18 protein-coding genes are annotated in these 17,232 nt (G+C 70.8%); 5 read left to right on the top strand and 13 right to left on the bottom strand.

The features are described from left to right. On the bottom strand, positions 1–666 hold a 666-nt coding region (locus FNH08_RS23090; RefSeq protein ID WP_152773430.1), incomplete at its 3' end, for a TIGR03619 family F420-dependent LLM class oxidoreductase. Positions 667–874: 208 nt separating this feature from the next. Here FNH08_RS23090 and FNH08_RS23085 point away from each other — a divergent pair. Further along, a complete protein-coding gene (locus FNH08_RS23085) occupies positions 875–2,404 on the top strand; it encodes a CehA/McbA family metallohydrolase (RefSeq protein ID WP_152773428.1) in 1,530 nt (509 codons plus the stop codon). Between the two features lie 20 nt (positions 2,405–2,424). Here FNH08_RS23085 and FNH08_RS23080 read toward each other — a convergent pair whose 3' ends face one another. Both FNH08_RS23080 and FNH08_RS23075 read right to left on the bottom strand, forming a co-directional pair. Beyond that, positions 2,425–2,625: a hypothetical protein gene (locus tag FNH08_RS23080; RefSeq protein WP_152773426.1), complete on the bottom strand. Its 201-nt coding sequence runs from the start codon at positions 2,623–2,625 to the stop codon at positions 2,425–2,427. A gap of 46 nt (positions 2,626–2,671) precedes the next feature. Continuing rightward, positions 2,672–3,514: an endonuclease/exonuclease/phosphatase family protein gene (locus FNH08_RS23075; RefSeq protein WP_152773424.1), complete on the bottom strand. Its 843-nt coding sequence runs from the start codon at positions 3,512–3,514 to the stop codon at positions 2,672–2,674. Positions 3,515–3,618: 104 nt separating this feature from the next. Between FNH08_RS23075 and FNH08_RS23070 the strand changes: the two genes are divergently transcribed. Then, a complete protein-coding gene (locus FNH08_RS23070) occupies positions 3,619–4,014 on the top strand; it encodes a nitroreductase/quinone reductase family protein (RefSeq protein WP_152773421.1) in 396 nt (131 codons plus the stop codon). 78 nt (positions 4,015–4,092) lie between these two features. Here FNH08_RS23070 and FNH08_RS23065 read toward each other — a convergent pair whose 3' ends face one another. Next, on the bottom strand, positions 4,093–4,635 hold the full coding sequence (locus FNH08_RS23065) for an AAA family ATPase (RefSeq protein ID WP_152773434.1): 543 nt from the start codon (positions 4,633–4,635) through the stop codon (positions 4,093–4,095). A gap of 100 nt (positions 4,636–4,735) precedes the next feature. Here FNH08_RS23065 and FNH08_RS23060 point away from each other — a divergent pair, with 100 nt between their 5' ends. Further along, positions 4,736–5,491: an SAM-dependent methyltransferase gene (locus tag FNH08_RS23060; RefSeq protein WP_152773419.1), complete on the top strand. Its 756-nt coding sequence runs from the start codon at positions 4,736–4,738 to the stop codon at positions 5,489–5,491. On the opposite strand, the gene FNH08_RS23055 is transcribed toward FNH08_RS23060, so the two are convergent. After that, a complete protein-coding gene (locus tag FNH08_RS23055; RefSeq protein ID WP_152773418.1) occupies positions 5,428–6,726 on the bottom strand; it encodes an MFS transporter in 1,299 nt (432 codons plus the stop codon). The genes FNH08_RS23060 and FNH08_RS23055 overlap by 64 nt on opposite strands. A gap of 147 nt (positions 6,727–6,873) precedes the next feature. On the opposite strand from FNH08_RS23055, the gene FNH08_RS23050 reads away from it, so the two are divergent. Next, on the top strand, positions 6,874–7,824 hold the full coding sequence (locus tag FNH08_RS23050; RefSeq protein ID WP_407704432.1) for a GlxA family transcriptional regulator: 951 nt from the start codon (positions 6,874–6,876) through the stop codon (positions 7,822–7,824). A 1-nt stretch (position 7,825) separates the two neighbouring features. Here FNH08_RS23050 and FNH08_RS23045 read toward each other — a convergent pair whose 3' ends face one another. The 5 genes from FNH08_RS23045 to FNH08_RS23025 form a co-directional block, all read right to left on the bottom strand. Further along, positions 7,826–8,002, bottom strand: coding sequence for a DUF1737 domain-containing protein (locus FNH08_RS23045; RefSeq protein WP_152773413.1), 177 nt, complete (start codon positions 8,000–8,002; stop codon positions 7,826–7,828). Between the two features lie 63 nt (positions 8,003–8,065). After that, positions 8,066–9,535 carry an aldehyde dehydrogenase family protein gene (locus FNH08_RS23040; protein WP_322725159.1) on the bottom strand — a complete coding sequence of 490 codons (1,470 nt, stop codon included), beginning with the start codon at positions 9,533–9,535 and terminating at the stop codon, positions 8,066–8,068. Continuing rightward, positions 9,532–11,262: an N-acyl-D-amino-acid deacylase family protein gene (locus FNH08_RS23035; protein WP_152773411.1), complete on the bottom strand. Its 1,731-nt coding sequence runs from the start codon at positions 11,260–11,262 to the stop codon at positions 9,532–9,534. Before FNH08_RS23035 ends, FNH08_RS23040 begins: the two co-directional genes overlap by 4 nt. A gap of 93 nt (positions 11,263–11,355) precedes the next feature. After that, positions 11,356–12,474: an LLM class flavin-dependent oxidoreductase gene (locus FNH08_RS23030; RefSeq protein ID WP_152773409.1), complete on the bottom strand. Its 1,119-nt coding sequence runs from the start codon at positions 12,472–12,474 to the stop codon at positions 11,356–11,358. A gap of 127 nt (positions 12,475–12,601) precedes the next feature. Next, complete coding sequence (locus FNH08_RS23025; protein ID WP_152773408.1) at positions 12,602–13,378, bottom strand: SDR family NAD(P)-dependent oxidoreductase; 777 nt, start codon at positions 13,376–13,378, stop codon at positions 12,602–12,604. Between the two features lie 364 nt (positions 13,379–13,742). Here FNH08_RS23025 and FNH08_RS23020 point away from each other — a divergent pair, with 364 nt between their 5' ends. After that, a complete protein-coding gene (locus FNH08_RS23020) occupies positions 13,743–14,345 on the top strand; it encodes an O-methyltransferase (RefSeq protein ID WP_152773406.1) in 603 nt (200 codons plus the stop codon). 56 nt (positions 14,346–14,401) lie between these two features. On the opposite strand, the gene FNH08_RS23015 is transcribed toward FNH08_RS23020, so the two are convergent. From FNH08_RS23015 to FNH08_RS23005, 3 genes are all read right to left on the bottom strand, one after another. Continuing rightward, positions 14,402–15,076 carry an HAD family hydrolase gene (locus FNH08_RS23015; RefSeq protein WP_152773404.1) on the bottom strand — a complete coding sequence of 225 codons (675 nt, stop codon included), beginning with the start codon at positions 15,074–15,076 and terminating at the stop codon, positions 14,402–14,404. 146 nt (positions 15,077–15,222) lie between these two features. Beyond that, positions 15,223–15,906: a LysE family translocator gene (locus FNH08_RS23010; protein ID WP_152773402.1), complete on the bottom strand. Its 684-nt coding sequence runs from the start codon at positions 15,904–15,906 to the stop codon at positions 15,223–15,225. A 112-nt stretch (positions 15,907–16,018) separates the two neighbouring features. Beyond that, a complete protein-coding gene (locus FNH08_RS23005) occupies positions 16,019–16,969 on the bottom strand; it encodes a phosphotransferase (protein ID WP_152773401.1) in 951 nt (316 codons plus the stop codon). Between the last annotated feature and the right edge of the window lie 263 nt (positions 16,970–17,232).

Here is a 17,232-nt window from a genome sequence, read left to right as displayed (position 1 = left end):
GCCCTCGCGGAGAACCGGCAACGACTCACCGAGCCCCCGCCCCCCGATCGGCATCCACCCGTCCGCGTACTCACACACATGCGCGAACAGCTTCGGCCCTGCCGCCCCGCCGACCAGCGTGCGTGGCCCGACAACCGGCCCACGCGGCTTCTGTACGGGCTTGGGGTACGCGTGACTGGCGCGTACGGAACCGAACGCGCCCTCGTACGCCACCGGCTCCGCCGCCCACAGCGCCCGCATCAGCGCCATCCGGTCCCGTACGAGCTCTCGCCGCGTACCCCACTCCACACCGTGGTCCGCCGCCTCCTCCACGTTCCAGCCGAAGCCGACGCCGAGCGTGAACCGGCCACCGGAGAGGTGGTCGAGGGTCGCGATCTGCTTGGCGAGGGCGACCGGGTCGTGCTGGGCGACGAGTGTGATGCCGGTGCCGAGGCCCAGCCGCTCGGTGACCGCCGCGGCCTGGGCCAGCGCGACGAAGGGGTCGAGCGTGCGGCCGTACTCGGGCGGTAGTTCCCCGCCCGCCGGGTACGGCGTCACCCGTTCGACGGGGATGTGGGTGTGCTCGGGCAGGTACAGCCCGCCGAAGCCGCGTTCCTCCAGTTCACGGGCCAGTCGGGCCGGAGTGATCGTCTCGTCGGTGAGGAAGATCGTGGTCGAGATCCGCATGGCCCGTTCCTAACACCGATCGTGAGCGTCCGGAAGGCGACCACGCCGCTTGCGCGCAACATGCCGATCCCCTTCCCTTGCACGGAAGTTCACGGCTGAATAGCAAGGTTGTACGTGCCCCACCTGCACCACCCATGTGACGACATCCATGTGATGACACCCGCGTGATGACACCCGTGTGACGATCCGACGCGTTGGGAGCAGCAGCATGTGCGACGACCACAACACCGGCCTGGGCAGACGAGCCCTGTTCGTGACGGGAGCCGCCGCCGCGCTTACGTTGGGCAGTGTGAGCTTCGACAACGGCCAGGCCGCCGAGGCGGCGAGCAACCAGGAGACGAAGACGGTGCGCGGCACGCTGCCCACCGGCTCCCCGGATTTCGTGTACCTCCCCGTCGAAGTACCTTCCGGCGTACGGGAGTTGCACGTCGCGTACACCTACGAGAAGCCGGCCGTCCCGGCCGGGACCGTGGGCAACGCCCTCGACATCGGCGTCTTCGACGAACGCGGCACCGCCCTCGGCGGCAAGGGCTTCCGCGGCTGGTCGGGCGGGGCCCGCACGGAGTTCTTCATCCGGGCGGACGACGCGACGCCCGGCTACATCCCCGGCCCGGTCCGCCCCGGCACCTGGCACATCGCGCTCGGCCCGTACACGGTGGCACCGCAGGGCCTGGCGTACGAGGTCACGATCACCCTCACGTACGGCGAGCCGGGCAAGGCCGTGAAGCCGGTGTACCCGCCGTCCCGCGCGAAGGGCCGGGGCCGGGCCTGGTACCGCGGCGACTGCCACCTCCACTCGTGGTACTCCGACGGCCGCCGCACCCCCGCCGAGATCGCGGCGCTCGCCCGAGCCGCGGGCCTGGACTTCATCAACACCTCCGAGCACAACACCCATTCCGCGCACGCCCACTGGTCCGAGCAGGCCGGGGACGACCTGCTGATCCTGCTGGGCGAGGAGGTCACGACGCGCAACGGCCACGTGGTGGCGCTGGGCACCGACCCCGGCACGTTCATCGACTGGCGCTACCGGGCCCGGGACAACCGCTTCGGCAAGTACGCGCGCAAGATCCGGGACGCGGGCGGTCTGGTCGTCCCCGCCCACCCGCACGCCACCTGCATCGGCTGCAACTGGAAGTTCGGCTTCGGCGAGGCCGACGTGATCGAGGTGTGGAACGGCGCGTACACCCCCGACGACGAGGTGGCACTGGCGGACTGGGACGGCATGCTGGTCGCCTCGGTGCGGACGGATGGTGGCCGTTCCTGGATCCCGGCGATGGGCAACAGCGACGCCCACCGCGACCCCGACCCCGTGGGCCGGCCCCAGACGGTCGTCCTCGCCGACGACCTGACCCGCGAGGCCATCCAGGAGGGGCTGAGGGCGGGCCGCTCGTACGTGGCCGAATCAAAGACAGTGTCCCTGTCCTTCACCGCGGTCGGCGGCCGGGGCGAGCACGCGGGCATCGGCGACCGGCTCGACGTGGACCGCGACGACCCGGTCACGGTCCGCCTGGAGGCCACGGGCGCACCCCGCTGCACGGTCCGCCTCGTCACCGACCAGGGCGTCCTCCACACCAGCGAACCCCTGCCGGTGTCCGGCGCGGGCACGGTCGAGTGGCGCACGACGGCGCAGTACGCGGCGTACGTACGGGCGGAACTACGGCACGAGGCGGTGGTGACGTCCTTCCCGGGCCCGCTGGCGGCGTTCACGAACCCGATCTTCCTGGGGCGGCACGGGTAGCGCGGCGACGTGTGGTCGCTTCAATCACTCTCGCGGGCGTACGAAACGGCGTCCCCTTCATACCCGTTCCAGAAGACCCAGATCCTCCCGCACGCGGGGCACAGGAAGACGGGCCTTGCCACCTGGTGGAGCCCCGAGAAGTCCTCGGACTCCCAGTAGTCCTCGATCTCCTTGTCCGACACGAGATGCCACTCGAGCGGGTTGGGGATCTCTCCGCTCATGGTGATCACCTCACCACAGCGGCAACGGAATTTCGCCATGCGCCGATCAGACCACCTGCTGCCTGAAGCGGTCCACTCCTTCCAGCGCCAAGTCGGCGACCACCGCCGCGTGGTCGGACGGCCATACGCCGTCGACCGGGCCGTCCCCCGCGCGCCGCACCGCTTGCACGACACCGAGCCTGCCGGGCCCGGGCCCCACATGGATGTAGTCGACCCGCACGCTCGGCGAGTAGGTCGCCGCGACGTACGGGTTCGCCGAGTCCCAGGTGGCCGACGGAGCCGCGGGATCCGCGTACTCCCAGGCGTCGAAGAGGTACTGGCCGGACACGGGAGAGGCCGTCTTGTACCCGCCGAACAGCCGGACCTCGTCGGAGTCGGGCCAGGCGTTGAAGTCCCCGGTGACGACCGGCGGGAAGTCGGTGCCGCCCTTGTGCCGCGCGACGAACTCGGCGAGGGCGGTGACCTGTTGGCAGCGGACGGCCGAGGCCGACGGGGCGGAGGTGAGGTGTGTGGTGAAGAAGGGCACGTGCCACCCGGGCGCGTCCAGCCGCGCGTACAGGGCGAGCCTGCCGCTGTGTCCCTCCCCGGCGGGCATCGGCAGCACCGCCCGCTCCACGACGGGCCACCGGCTCAGTACGGCGTTACCGACGCCGACGCTCGCGTCCCCGATCCGCCGCTGCCAGTACCCCGGTTCCTCGGAAGCCGCCCAGGTCCAGTGCATGCCGAGCTCACCGGCCAGCCACTGGGCGAGGTTGTCCGGGCCCTGTTCCCACACCTCTTGCAGGCCGACGACATCGGGCCGCAGTTCCCGCAGCGTGGCGAGGATCGCCTTCTGCCGCGCCTCCCAGGGGCCGAAGCGCCACCACAGGTTCCAGGTCACGACCCTCATCGGCCACCGCCTCGTCCCGTTGTTCCCATCGTCTGCTACACCTTGCTCAACGCCCGCAGGAACCACAACCGCGACCACCACACCCGCAGAGGAGCCCGCAGCCGATGGCCTCCAACGACGACCGCAAGCACCGAGCCGTCACCACCTTCCAGCGCAGGATCCTCAACCCGGTCATGCGCCGGATCCCCTTCCAGACGGCGCTGGAGACCACGGGCCGCACCTCCGGCCTGCCCCGCCGCACCCCCGTGGGCGGCCGCCGTGTCGGTGACTCCTTCTGGATGGTCTCGGAGTACGGGGAGAGATCCCAGTACGTCCGCAACATCCGCGCGAACCCCCGGGTGCGGGTGCGCCTCGGGGGACGCTGGCACGAGGGAACGGCCCACCTCCTGCCCGACGACGACGCCGCGGCCCGCCTGCGCACGCTGCCCCGGTCCAACAGTGCCGTGGTGCGGCTGGTGGGGACGGCTCTGCTGACGGTGCGGGTGGATCTGGAGAGCTGACGCGCTGCGCGGCAAGGAGAGGTGAAGTTACGGGTGTCACACATCTCCTGGATGTGTGACACCCTCAGGCGGTCCCCCCTACGGGGACACGACCCCGACGCTGTTGAGCACCTGATCGGCAAGTGTCCCCGGCGACAACTCACCGTCCAGCACCACCGTGTCGGCGGGAGCCTCTGCCAGGAACCCCACGCAGGACGGGATCTTCGACTTGCACCAGTTGCGGACGCGTTCCTCCTGTTCGGGGTCGTCCGGGGTGAAGCTGCGGCCGTCGATCCGCTCTTCCAGTACGTCGGGCGGCACTTGGAGGAAGAAGTGGTGCACCGTGATGCCGGTCTTCCTCAGTGCGGAGAAGATCTCGTCCATGTAGGCCGGGTTGACCAGCGTCATGGGGACGAGGAGTGGACGCCCGTACTCCTCGACCAGGCCCACCGCCAGTTCCGCGACCTGGCGGCGCCACAGCCGTAGGTCCTGGAAGTCGCCGGTCGGGACGTCCACGATCTCTCGCAGTACGTAGCCGACCATCTCCGGGTCGTAGACCAGGGCTTCGGGCCAGCGGGGCCGTAACTCGTCCACCAGCGTGGTCTTTCCGCTGCCGAACGCCCCGTTCACCCACACGATCATCGCGTCGTTACTCGTCATTCGGGCGACGCTACCCAGTCCGCGTCTGCGACAGCACGAAAATCGGCAGACGCCCCTCCCCTGCCCGGGAGACGATCCCCCCATGGACCGCAGCCGAATCAGTGCCCTCGCCCACGCCGACCACCCCATCGCCGCACCCCTCGGCGACGCCTCCGTGGCCCGTCTTCTCGATCGTGCCCTGCGGGACGGGGCCGAGCGGGTGCTGGATCTCGGGTGTGGGAAGGGGGAGTGGCTGGTGCGGGCCGTGGAGGGGCGGCCGAAGGTGGAGGCCGTCGGGGTCGACCTCGACGGCGACACCATCGCCCAGGCCCGCGAGGGGATCGCGGCGCGCGGGCTCGGTGACCGGGTCGGCCTGCATGCCCAGGACGCGAGTGAGTTCAGCTCCGACCACCCCTTCGACCTCGTCCTCTGCGTCGGCGCCACCCACGCCTTCGGCGGACTGGGGCCGACGCTCGAAGCCGTTCGCCGTCACCTCGCCCCCGGCGGTACGGCCCTGATCGGCGACACCTTCTGGGAGCGCGAGCCGGACCAGCGCACCCTCGACGCCGGGTTCGCGGCCGACGACTTCGCCGATCTCGGGACGACCGTCGACAGGATCGTCGCGGACGGGTGGACGCCCGTGTACGGGCACATCAGCACCACCGAGGAGTGGGACGAGTACGAGTGGTCGTGGACCGGCACCCTGTCACGCTGGGCCCTGGACCACTCCGGTACCCCGGACAGCGCCGAGGCGTACGCGGTCGCCGCCGAGCATCGCGCCGGCTGGCTGCACGGCTACCGCCGTACCCTCGGCTTCGCCACCCTGCTGCTGCGGCGGACTCCGGACGAGCTTCGTTGAGCGGTGAGAGCAGCGAGCTTCCCGCGACGTACCGTTCCGCCTCCGGCCCCAGCCCGCGGCCGCACGAGAAGCGTCATTGCCGCGACGGCCGCCGTGGCGAGGAACGCCGCGCGCAGGCCGTACGCGTCGCTGAAGAACCCCAGCGCGGCCGGGCCCGTGATCGTGCCCACGCCGAGGCAGAGGACCGTGACGCTGAACCCGGTCGACGGCCGGTCGGGGAAGACCCGGTAGCTCCACACCGCGAGGAGGCCCGAACCCGCCATGAAGCACGGCCCGTAGAGCACCGCCGAGAGCATGACGGCGGCGGGTGTGCCCGGCGCGGCGCCGAGCAGGGCGACCGCCGCGGCGATGCCCGCGAAGAGCAGACCGTGGACCCGGCGCAGACCGTGCCGCGCGATCGCGCTCCCCGTCAGCGCGCCCGCCGTCCCCGCCAGACCCATCACGGTCCAGAACAACGCGCCCGTGGGCGCGTTCCTCCCGGCCTCCCCCGAGATCAGCTCGACCGCGAAGGCCCAGTAGACGGCGCCGACCAGTCCGTACGACAGGGCTGTCAGGAAGAGCGGGACGGCGGCGCGACGGGCGAGCCACCGGGCGACGGGTCGTGCCCATCCCGTACCGGCGGTGGCCGGGCGGTGCGCTCCGCCGGGCAGGACGCGCGCGTTGTAGAGGGTCGTCAGCAGGGCGGCCATGGCGAAGGCCAGCCACGCCTGCCGCCAGTGGTGGCCCCCGGCGATCAGGGCCAGTGGTCCCGCGACGACGACCGCGAAGGCCGTGCCGCTCGCGATCACGCCCATGACGCGCTCGCGCGAGCCGGGCGGCACCGTCCGGTCGACCGCGTCGGAGTACGGCGCCCAGGCCCACCCGGAGCTCGTACCGGCCAGGATCAGTCCGGCGGTCAGCGTCCCCGGTGTACGGGCGAAGGCCACGAGGCCCATCCCGACGGTCGCGGACAGCCCTCCGGCGACCACCAGCGGGCGCGGACCGAACCGTGAGACCAGCGCGCCGACCAGTACGAGCGCGGCCACGTATCCCAGGTACGTGGCGCTGCCGATCAGCCCCACCAGCGACACCGACAGCCCGAACTCGCGCCGGAACTCCGGCAGGAACAGCCCGTATCCGTAGCGGGCGAAGCCGAAGGTGACACCGATCGCCGTCACTCCCGCCAGGCCCATCCGCCACTGCGGTGACAGCGACCGCGGCCGTGCCCGCGGCCGCCCCGTGTGTTCGTACGTCATTCCTGCGCCTCCGACTTCCGGGTCACGTACGCCGATGTGTCTCAGCATCCGGCCGGGCGGCGACCGCCAACCAGTGACGGAAACGTCAGGGTCCCCTATATTCGCGTCATGCACGAACCCGAGACTGCCTCCGCGGCTCCGATCCGGGTGGCCGTCGCCCTGCTCAAGGAGTCCTCGCTCTTCGAACTGGCCGTTCCCTGCGCGGTGTTCGGGGGATTCAGCGGTGATGTCGAGCCGCCGTCCCCGTGGTACGACCTCGCGCTGTGCGGGACTGACCCGGGAGTGCAGCACGCTCCGGGCGGCCTGCGGCTGGAGAGCGAGCACGGCCTCGACGCCCTCGGCGCCGCGGACCTCGTCATCGTCCCGGCGTGCCTCATGAACGGCTACGAGCCCCCGGCCGCGCTCCTCGACGTGCTGCGCGAGGCCCACGCCCGGGGCGCGCGCGTCGCCTCGCTGTGCTCCGGCGCGTTCGTCCTGGCCGCCGCCGGTCTGCTGGACGGCCGCGAGGCCGCGACGCACTGGATGTACGCCGACGAGCTGCGCCGCCGTCACCCACGCGTCCGCGTCAACGAGCGCGCCCTGTACGTCGACGACGGCGACATCCTCACCAGCGCCGGCACCGCGGCGGCCATCGACCTGTGCCTGCACATCGTCCGCGGTGACTACGGCACGGCCGCGGCCGCCGAGGTGGGCCGCCGTATGGTCGTGGCCCCGCACCGCGAGGGCGACCAGGCCCAGTACTCCCGGCCGAGGACCGGCGCGGCGCCGCCCGCCCAGGGGCTCGCCCCCGTTCTGGACTGGGCGATCGCGCGGCTGGAGGGGCCGCTCACCGTCGCCGAGCTGGCGGACCGGGCCGACATGAGCGTGCGTACCTTCGAGCGGCACTTCGCCCGCGAGGTGGGCACCACGCCGCTGAAGTGGCTCAACCAGCAGCGCGTCGCCCGGGCACGCGAACTCCTCGAAACCACCGACCTGTTGGTCGACACCATCGCCGAACGCAGTGGCCTGGGCACGGGTGACGCCCTGCGCCTGCACTTCCGCCGCACCCTGGGCACCACGCCGGCCGCGTACCGCCGCACCTACCGCGGCGCTCGATGACTCAGGGCCAGATGACCGCCTGCGCGATGATCACCCGTCCCCCGTTGGACGTGATCGACGGCCCCTCGTGAAGCCGGTACCCCATCGCCAGGGCCTCGCTCACACGGTGGCAGAACTCCTCGTCGTCAGGCCCGGTCAGTACGCGGTACACAGGTAGTCCGTCCGGTGGTGTCATCATGCCCCGAGCGTGTCACACGCCCGGCCCTGCCCGGGCCCAGCCGCCGATGTTCGAGTCGACCGCTCAGCCCGGCCACACGATCGCCTGCACCTCACTGTAGGCGTGCAGCGCGTACGAACCCACGTCCCGGCCGACGCCGCTCCTCTTGAAGCCGCCGAACGGGGCCTCCATGTTGCGGCCCACGGTGTTGACGCCGACGCCCCCGGCCCACAGGCGCCGCGCCACCCGGAAGGCGCGGGCCACGTCGCCCGACCAGACGTAGTCGATGAGGCCGTAGTCGGAGTCGTTGGCCAGGGCGACCGCCTCCTCCTCGTCCTCGAAGGGGAGGACCACCACGACCGGGCCGAAGATCTCCTCCCGGACCACCCGCATGTCGGGGGTGCAGTCCGCAAGGAGGGTGGGGCGGACCCAGAAACCCCGGTCTAGAGCGGGCCGTTCACCGCCCGCGACCAGCCTCGCGCCCTCCTTGCGGCCCAGTTCGACGTACGACTCCACGCGGTCCCGGTGGGCGGCCGAGATCACCGGACCGACGACCGTGCCCGGCTCACGCGGGTCGCCCACCGTCAACCGGCCCGCGTACCCGGCCAGTTGGGCGACCAGCGCGTCGTACACGCCCCGTTGCGCCAGCACCCGCGTCGGCGCCGTGCAGATCTGGCCGCTGTAGAACGAGAACGTCGTGCCGATGCCGGACACCGCCGAACCGAGGTCCGCGTCGTCGAAGACGATCGCCGCGCCCTTCCCGCCCAGCTCCATCAGCTGGCGTTTCATGCCCCGCCCGCACACCTCGGCGATGCGCTGCCCGACGGCCGTCGATCCGGTGAAGCTCACCATGTCGACGTCGGGCGAGTCGACGGCTGCCTCCCCCGCCTCGGCCCCCGAGCCGCTCACCACGTTCACGACGCCCGGCGGAGCGCCCGCCGCCTCAAGGGCCTCGGCCATGCGGTAGACCGACAGCGGGTCCTGAGGGGCGGGCTTGACGAGGACCGTGTTGCCCATGGCGAGGGCGGGGGCGATCTTGCCGGCCGGGTTGGCCCAGGGGTTGTTGTACGAGGTGATGCACGTGACGACGCCCACCGGTTGCCGTACCGCCAGGGCGCCCATCACGGCCGCTTTTCCGAAGGGCCCGGCCTCGTTGATCTGCGGGGGCAGGGGCTGTTCGACGGGTTCCAGCGCGCCCTTCGCGTACCGCTTGAAGCGGGACGCGCCGACCGCCACCTGCATCCCGCGCGCCGTCCCGGTCGTCGCACCGCTCTCGGCCTGCGCGAGGTCGGCGTAGGGCACCAGGTGACGCTGGATGTGCTCCGCCGTGCGGGCCAGGATCGCCGCCCGCTCCTCCGGGGGCGTGCGCGACCACGGGCCGAAGGCCTCGCGGGCAGCGGAGGCGGCCGCGTGCACCTGCTCCCGGGAGGCCTCCGGCGCGAGCCCGACCACCCGCTCGGTCGCCGGGTCGATCACCTCGTAGTGCCCGCCGTCGGGCTCGACCCACGCGCCGCCGATGAACAGATTTCCCCCGGCTGTCACCTCGGCTGTCACCTGGTGCTCACTGTCCGCGTGTCCCGCCCCGAGCGCAGCACCTTGCCCGGTACGGCACCGGTCACCACGTCGTCCCGGATGGCCTCGACCCCGTTGACCCAGACCGCGCGTACGCCGATCGCCTTGGAGTCCAGCCGCGGGCTGTCTCCCGGCAGGTCGTGCACCAGTGTGGCCTTGCCGGCGTCGATGCGCTCCGGGTCGAAGAGGACGAGGTCCGCATGGAAGCCCTCCCTCACCTGGCCCCGTTCCCGGAGGCCGAAGAGCTGCGCCGGGTCGTCCGTCAGCATCTTCACGGCCTGCTCCAGCGACGCCAGTTTCCGCCCGCGCAGACAGTCACCGATGAAGCGGGTGGTGTACGGGGCGCCGCACATACGGTCCAGGTGCGCGCCCGCGTCCGAGCCGCCGAGCATGACGTCCTCGTGCCGCCAGGTCTCGGCGCGCAGGGCCCAGGAGTCGGGGTCGTTGTCACTGGGCATGGGCCACAGGACGGTACGGAGGTCGTCGGCCGCGCAGATCTCCACCAGGCACTCGAAGGGTTCCTGGCCGCGTTCGGCCGCGATGTCCCGTACGACACGGCCGGTCAGGCCCTCGTTGGCCGCGCTGTAGGTGTCCCCGATGACGTACCGCCCGAAGTTGGTCAGCCGCCGCAGGACGCCCGCCTCCTTGGACACGGCGTTCCGCAGCATCTCGGCCCGGGTGTCGGGGTCGCGCAGCTCGGCGATCCGCTCCGGGACGGGCAGGGCGAGGATCGGCCCCCACCCGGGGATGAGGTTCAGCGCGCAGAACGTGCCCAGCGACATGTTCATGGGCGTGAGGATCGGCATGGTCAGCGCGATGATCCGGCCTCCGGACTTGCGGGCGCGCTCGCCGGCGAGGAGCTGCCGCGGTACGCGCTCGGGGACCGCCGCGTCGATGGTCAGCACGTTCCAGTTCAGAGGGCGGCCGGCGGACGCGGTCATCTCCACGAAGAGGTCGATCTCCTCGTCGCTGAACTGGTCCAGGCAGCCCGCCACGATGGCCTCGATCTGGGTGCCCTCGTGCTCGCCGACGGCCCGGGAGAGGGCGAGGAGTTCGGCGGGTTTCGCGTGGCGGGAGGCCACCGGCTTTCCGTCGCCGTCGGAGTGCGAGCGCGACTGGGTGGTGGACAGCCCCCAGGCCCCCGCCTCCATCGCCTCCCGCAACAGCCCTACCATCGCGTCGAGTTGCTCCGGCGTCGGCTGCCCACCCACCGCGTCGGGCCCCATGACGTACCGCCGCAGCGCGCAGTGCCCCACCATGAAGCCCGCGTTGACAGCGATACGACCCTCCAGGGCGTCCAGGTACTCCCCGAAGCTGTGCCAGCTCCAGGGCGCGCCCTCCTCCAGGGCGACCAGGGACATGCCCTCGACCCTGGACATCATGCGCCGGGTGTAGTCGGCGTCGTCGGGGCGCTCGGGGTTGAGCGGCGCGAGCGTGAACCCGCAGTTGCCGCCGGCGACCGTGGTCACCCCGTGGTTCAGGGAGGGGGTGGCGTACGGGTCCCAGAACAGCTGGGCGTCGTAGTGGGTGTGCGGATCGACGAACCCGGGCGCGAGCACGAGCCCGGCCGCGTCCTCCGTGGTACGGGCCTCCTCGGTGACGCTCCCGACGACGGCGATCCGCCCGTCGCGAATGCCCACGTCGGCGGTGAAGGCGGGCGCACCGGTGCCGTCGACGACGGTCGCGCCTTTGATGACGTGGTCGAGCATGAGCACTTACCTCCTGGGGCGAGTGGGGCGCCCCTTCGGGGGCGCGGGGAACTGCGCGACAAGCCACAACGGACTCGCGGCCGCCGACGAACCTCAGGCGCCCTGCCGGAACCGCGACGTCCGATGAACGGGATCCGTATCGATCTTCGGAATCACGTGCTCCCCCACCAACCGAATCGTCTGCAACGTGTCCTCCCGCGACACCCCCACCGGCAACCCGAAGCTCAACTGATCGGCCCCGGCCTGCTCCCACCGCTTGCACTGCGTGAGCACCTCGTCCGGGTCACCACAGATCAACAGCTCCTCGGCGATGAGCAGCTCGATGATCTCCTCGGTGTACTCGGGCAGCGTCTCGGGCCACTCGGGGAACCCCTCGGGCCGCGGAAACGTGTCGTGGTACCGGAAGACGAGCGAGGGCAGATAGTGCAGCCCACCGCTCGCGGCGATCCGCACCGCCTCCGCGTGCGTCGGCGCGCAGATCGCGGTCGACGTCACCATGACGTTGTCGTTGACGAAGTCGCCGATCGGCTCGGCGTCCACGACCGCCGTCTTGTACTGCTCCAGCACCCACTCCATGTCGGAGACCTTCTGCACGCTGAAGCCGAGCACGCCGAGCCCCTTGCGCGCGGCCATGGCGTACGAGGGCGGGGAGCCGGCCGCGTACCACATCGCCGGGTGCGACTTCCCGTACGGCTTCGGCAGGACCTTGCGCGGCGGGAGCGACCAGTGCTTGCCCTGGAACCCGGGGTACTCCTCCTGGAGCCACATCTTCGGGAACTCGGCGATGGTCTCTTCCCAGATCTCCTTGGTGTAGTTCATGTCGGTGACGCCCGGGATGAAGCCGAGGATCTCGTGGCTGCCCGCGCCCCGCCCGCTGCCGAACTCGAAGCGGTTCTCGCTCAGATGGTCCAGCATGGCCACCTTCTCGGCGACCTTCACCGGGTGGTTGACCTGGGCGAGGGGGTTGAAGATGCCTGAGCCCAGGTGAATCCGATCGGTGGCGTGCGCCAGATAGCCCAGAAACACGTCGTTGGCGGAGAGGTGGGAGTACTCCTCCAGGAAGTGGTGCTCGGACGCCCAGGCGTACTTGAAGCCGGACTTGTCCGCCTGGATGACGTACTCGGTCTCCTCCATCAGCGCCTTGTGCTCCGCGAGCGGGTCGGTCTCGGCCCGCTTGCCCACGTATCCCTGTACAAAGAGCCCGAATTCCAAGGAGGTTCACCGTCCCCAGTCTGTTTCTGACGCTTCGTCAGATCGGCGGTCTGCCGCCGACTGTGGCACCGCACCCCTGCACCGTCAATAGCTGACGGCAAGTCAGATACAGAGCAGGGAGGGATGGTCAGAGGGCGCTGACCCCCGCCAGCCAGCCTCCGTCGATCACGAACGGCTGCCCGGTGATGTAGGAGGAGTCGTCGCAGGTGAGGAAGAGCGCGAGCCGGGCCACCTCCTCGGGCTTCCCGACCCGCCCGAGCGGCACGAGCTTGCGGTAGTACGCGTCGAGCCCCTCGGCCGCCTTCACGGGGTCGGCGTTCGGGTCGAGCTGGGCCGGATTGGTCATGGCGGTGTCGATGGCGCCCGGGCAGACGGCGTTGACCCGTATCCCCTTCCCGGCCAGCTCCAGTGCGGCCACCCTCGTCAGCCCGACGATCGCGTGCTTGGTCGCGCTGTAGGCGCCCACGTACGCCATGCCGGTCACGCCCGTGTACGAGGCGGTGTTGACGATCGTGCCGCCGCCCGCCTCCGCGATCTCGGGGGCGACGGTCTTGATCCCCAGGAAGACCCCCACCTGGTTCACCTGCACGACCTGCTGAAACTCCTCAAGCGGCGTGTTGACCAGCTTGTTGAAGCGCAGGATGCCGGCGTTGTTGACGAGCCCGTCGATCCGCCCGTACGCGCCCTTCGCGGCGGCCACCGCGGCCCGCCAGTCGTCCTCTCGGCTCACGTCGAGGTGGGCGTACAGCGCGCCCAGCTCCTTCGCGAGCGCCTCGCCCTGGTCGTCGAGCACGTCGGCCACGACGACCTTGGCGCCTTCCTCCGCGAAGAGCCTCGTCTCCTGCTCGCCCTGACCGCGGGCCGCTCCGGTGACGATGACGACACGTCCGTCCAGCTTGCCCATGGTGCCCCCTTCGCATGGGCCCGCCACGCGAGCCCTTCGCATGAGTGGAGGCCGGTATCGTAGCGCCACATCTGACGCTACGTCAGACAACCGGCGTGGGCAGCCGCACTGCTCGGCCCCGGGTCGTGCGTGGTGGGGCGCCGAGACCGTCACCGCCTGGCTCCACGGACCCCGCCGCCCACGGACCATTGGGAAAACCCGAGACAGCGGCGTCCCTCACGCTCCTGAGAGGGAGTGTTCAGGCGGCCCCACCGCCGGCGGAACGTCAAATGAGCAGCCCGACCGGCACGGACACTGTTCCCGATCGCCTCGCGTGGGGGATCCTGGATGGTGAAGGATCGGACGACCAGACAGGGAGTGCACGATGGCGGTCGGCGGAAACTCCGCGTATTCGGACGTTGACGCGCTTCCACCGTTGGTGGGTTCGGCGGTGAAGCTTGCGGCGACCCTCGGATTCGATCACTCCTGCGCCCCGGAGCAGGGCCGGCTCCTCTCGGTCCTCGCGCGCGGCTGGCGCGGCGGACGGATCGGTGAAACCGGCACGGGCTGCGGCGTCGGGCTGGCGTGGATGGTCGAGGCATCCGACCCGAGCACTTCCTTTGTGAGCATCGAGCTCGACGAAGGACGAGCGTCGGCGGCAGCCGAGCTGTTCTCCGGCCACACACACGTACGCGTGGAGCATGGCGATTGGCACGACCTCGTCAAGCACGGCCCGTTCGATCTCCTCGTCCTGGACGGCGGGGGGAAGGGCAAGGATCCGTCGGTCGACTCGCCGCTGGACCCGGCGGCGGGATGGCTGGCGGTCGGGGGGACCATCGTGCTCGACGACTTCGCTCCCGCCGGTGCCCCCGGTGCCGTCGAGCATGATGCAGCGCGACGTCACTGGCTGGATCACCCGTTGCTCCATGCGACCGAGATCCGGCTGTCGCCGACCTTGGCGACGATCGTCGCGGTGCGTGTCCGATAGCCCGGCGGTTACCTCGAATCACCGGGGCCGCCGCCCGCGCGCTCACGGAGCGCGTGTCAGCGGACCGTGCCGGACCCCAGCCCCCTGGCCCAGTCCAGCAATTCGGGTTCGTCCAGGCCGGCGCCAAGCCAGTCGTGATCGAGGTCGGCACCCGGCAGGGACGGTACGACCGCGACGTAAAGCCCGGCAGCACGCGCCGAGGAGACGCCCGTGGCCGAGTCCTCGAAGGCGACGGAACGCTTCGGAGCCACACCGAGTGCCTCGCACGCCGTGAGGTAGAGGTCTGCTGCGGGCTTGGGGGAACGCACCTCGTCGGCGGCGAACGAGTGGGGGAAGTATTCGGCGAGACCCGCCGATCCCAGTGCCGTGTCCAGCAGCTCCCGGGGGCTGTTGCTGGCGACGGCTATGGGCACGGCTGCCCGGCAGGCACGCACCAGCTCCGCTGCCCCAGGGAGGGCGGCGGCGCCCCGGGCCAGTTCCTTGCGGACTCCTTCGAGGAGTTCGGCGGCGAGTTCGGCACCGGCTCCCGGCCGCCCGAAGTAGTCCGCCATGGCCTCTCCCGCGGCCTCCACGGTACGGCCGATGAGCAACGCCTTCTGTTCCTGGCCGAAGGAGTGGCCGTGCGCGGCGAAGACAGCCGCTTCCGCGATGCTCCAGCAGACCTCGGTGTCGACCAGCAGGCCGTCACAGTCGAAGACCACGGCCTCCGGGCTGGTGGGGAGCGAGCACATGCATGTGTCCTTTCACTTCAGGTGAGCTGGTTGCCTGCTCAGAGGGTGTCGGCGCGGTCGGCAGCGGCTCACGCCGACCGCATGACTGATCGTGTGCGTTCCGGGGATCGTCGAGAGGCCGGCCGCCGGTCGCGTCGACTGACGGTTCATTCCCCGAGCGCGAGGCGGAGACCGAAGGCCGCGATGACCGTTCCGGTGATGCGGTCGAGACAGCGGCGCACCGAGGGCCGTTGCAGGCGGCCTCGGAACACCTCCGCGATGGTGAGCAGTGCGCAGGCCCAGATGACGGCCAGAAGGATGTGTACACCAGCCAGGAGCACGCCTGCGGCAAGGTGCGAGGCACCGGCGGGGATGAACTGCGGGAGCACCGCGACGTAGAAGGCGCCCATCTTGGGGTTGAACAGATTGGTCGCGAACCCTTGGTGCCAGCCACCGAACAGCGTGTCGCCGGCGCCTGTCCCGGTCCTGGCCGCATTCCCGGTCCTGGCCGCATTCTCGGCCCTGCCGCCGATCGTCTTCGGGTACTCGTCCGCCGAGTGGCGCCGGGTGGCCAGCAGCATCCTGCCGCCCATCCACATGAGGTACGCGGCCCCGGCCCAGCGGAGTGTCTCGTACGCGAGGTGGGACGCGGTCAGCAGCGCGGTGACACCGAGCGAGGTGAGCACGCCCCAGATCAGTGTGCCGCTCTGGATGCCGAGCACCACGCCCCAGGCGCGACGGCGGTACCCGAGCGCGGCGGTGCGCAGGACGAGCGCGGTGTCCAGCCCGGGGGTGACGGTGAGAAGGCCGGCTATCAGAGAGAAGGCCCATAAGGCGTCTATGGCGATCATGGATGATCACCATACGTCGAGAGCGACGGAACATCTATTTTTCTGCCCGATTTCGGGCAGGATTCGCGCTGTTGGGCTGCGAGTAGACGCGCTGTACTCGCCGGTGGTTCCGTCAGTCGGCCACGCCGCCGGCGAACGGCATCGTCCGCCATTGGTCGACGGCCGGTTTCAAGTACTCCATCAACACGGGGAGTTGCGGCACGAGCGCGAGGGAGGCGATGGCCCGCAGCATCCCCACGGCGTTCACGAAGCTCAGGACGTCCTCGTTCAGCGGCCTCATACCGTTGCGCTGTGCGCCGCGGTTGTAGGCGGATTCGAGGTCGGGCCCGAGGGCGGCCAGGTCCCACTCGACGGGGCCCAACGTGACCAGTTCGAAGTCGGCGTAGAGGTCCCCGTCCACCCCGGAGAAGATGTTCGCGGGCGGGGAGTCGCCGTGGATGGGCTGGAGACCGACCCCCGGGAACGCCGCCTCGAACGCCGTGCGTGAGCACACGAGAGGTTCCAGGACCCGCCACTCGCGGCGCGCGCGGTCCAGGTCGGCCGGAGTGATGAGGTCGGGGCACTCTTCGAGCAGAGCGAGGCTTTCCGTGACGAACCGCGGTTCGGCCGCGGACAGGAACGACAGTCGGCCCGGGTACGCGCGCAACGCGGCGTGCAGATCGGCCACGCTCTCCGAGTTCGCCACGTAGTCGGGCTCCCTGTCCCCGTCCTCCTCGACGAACTGCCAGAACGTCATCGAGAAGCCACCGCGCTGAACGGGTTCCCGTGGCACGAGAGGGCTGGGAGGGATCACCGGGGTCCCCTGATCCGCGAGCCACCCCGCCACGTCCAGTTCCGCCTGCTGGCGGCGCGCCTGGGACTCCAGGTCCACGGAGTGCGGCAGGACAGTGGGAATCCGCGCCACGACCGGAGAGGGCGCGAGGTGAACGACGACGGAGAACAGCTCATACAAAACCTTGGCGTCGGTCACGGCAAGCCCGAGACCACGCCCCACCGCGACAGCCGCGTCGACTGCGGCGGAGGTGCGGCGGGCGATGCCTTGCGGCGTCAGGAAGTCAGTCATGGCTCGCTCCTTGCGGGTCGCGGGGTGGGTGTTGTCGTCGCATGGTGCGGATCGGGAATGGTCGCTCGCTGTCGCGGGGCGGGAATTGCGGAGGGGGAAAGCCGTGGCGACTCCGTGGGCCGTATCGCCCTGCCCTTCCGGACGCCGTCGGCCGGTGGGCGATTGACCGAGGCCGAGGCCGGGACCGAGGCCGGGACCGGGACCGGGACCGGGACCGAGGCCGGGACCGGGGCCGGGGCCGGGGCCGGGACCGAGGCCGGGAC

Origin of the sequence: Streptomyces spongiae (assembly GCF_009377185.1) — a bacterium.
Taxonomy (GTDB): domain Bacteria; phylum Actinomycetota; class Actinomycetes; order Streptomycetales; family Streptomycetaceae; genus Streptomyces; species Streptomyces spongiae.
Note: the sequence above shows the minus strand (reverse complement) of the source record. Positions and strands in the feature narration are given on the sequence as shown.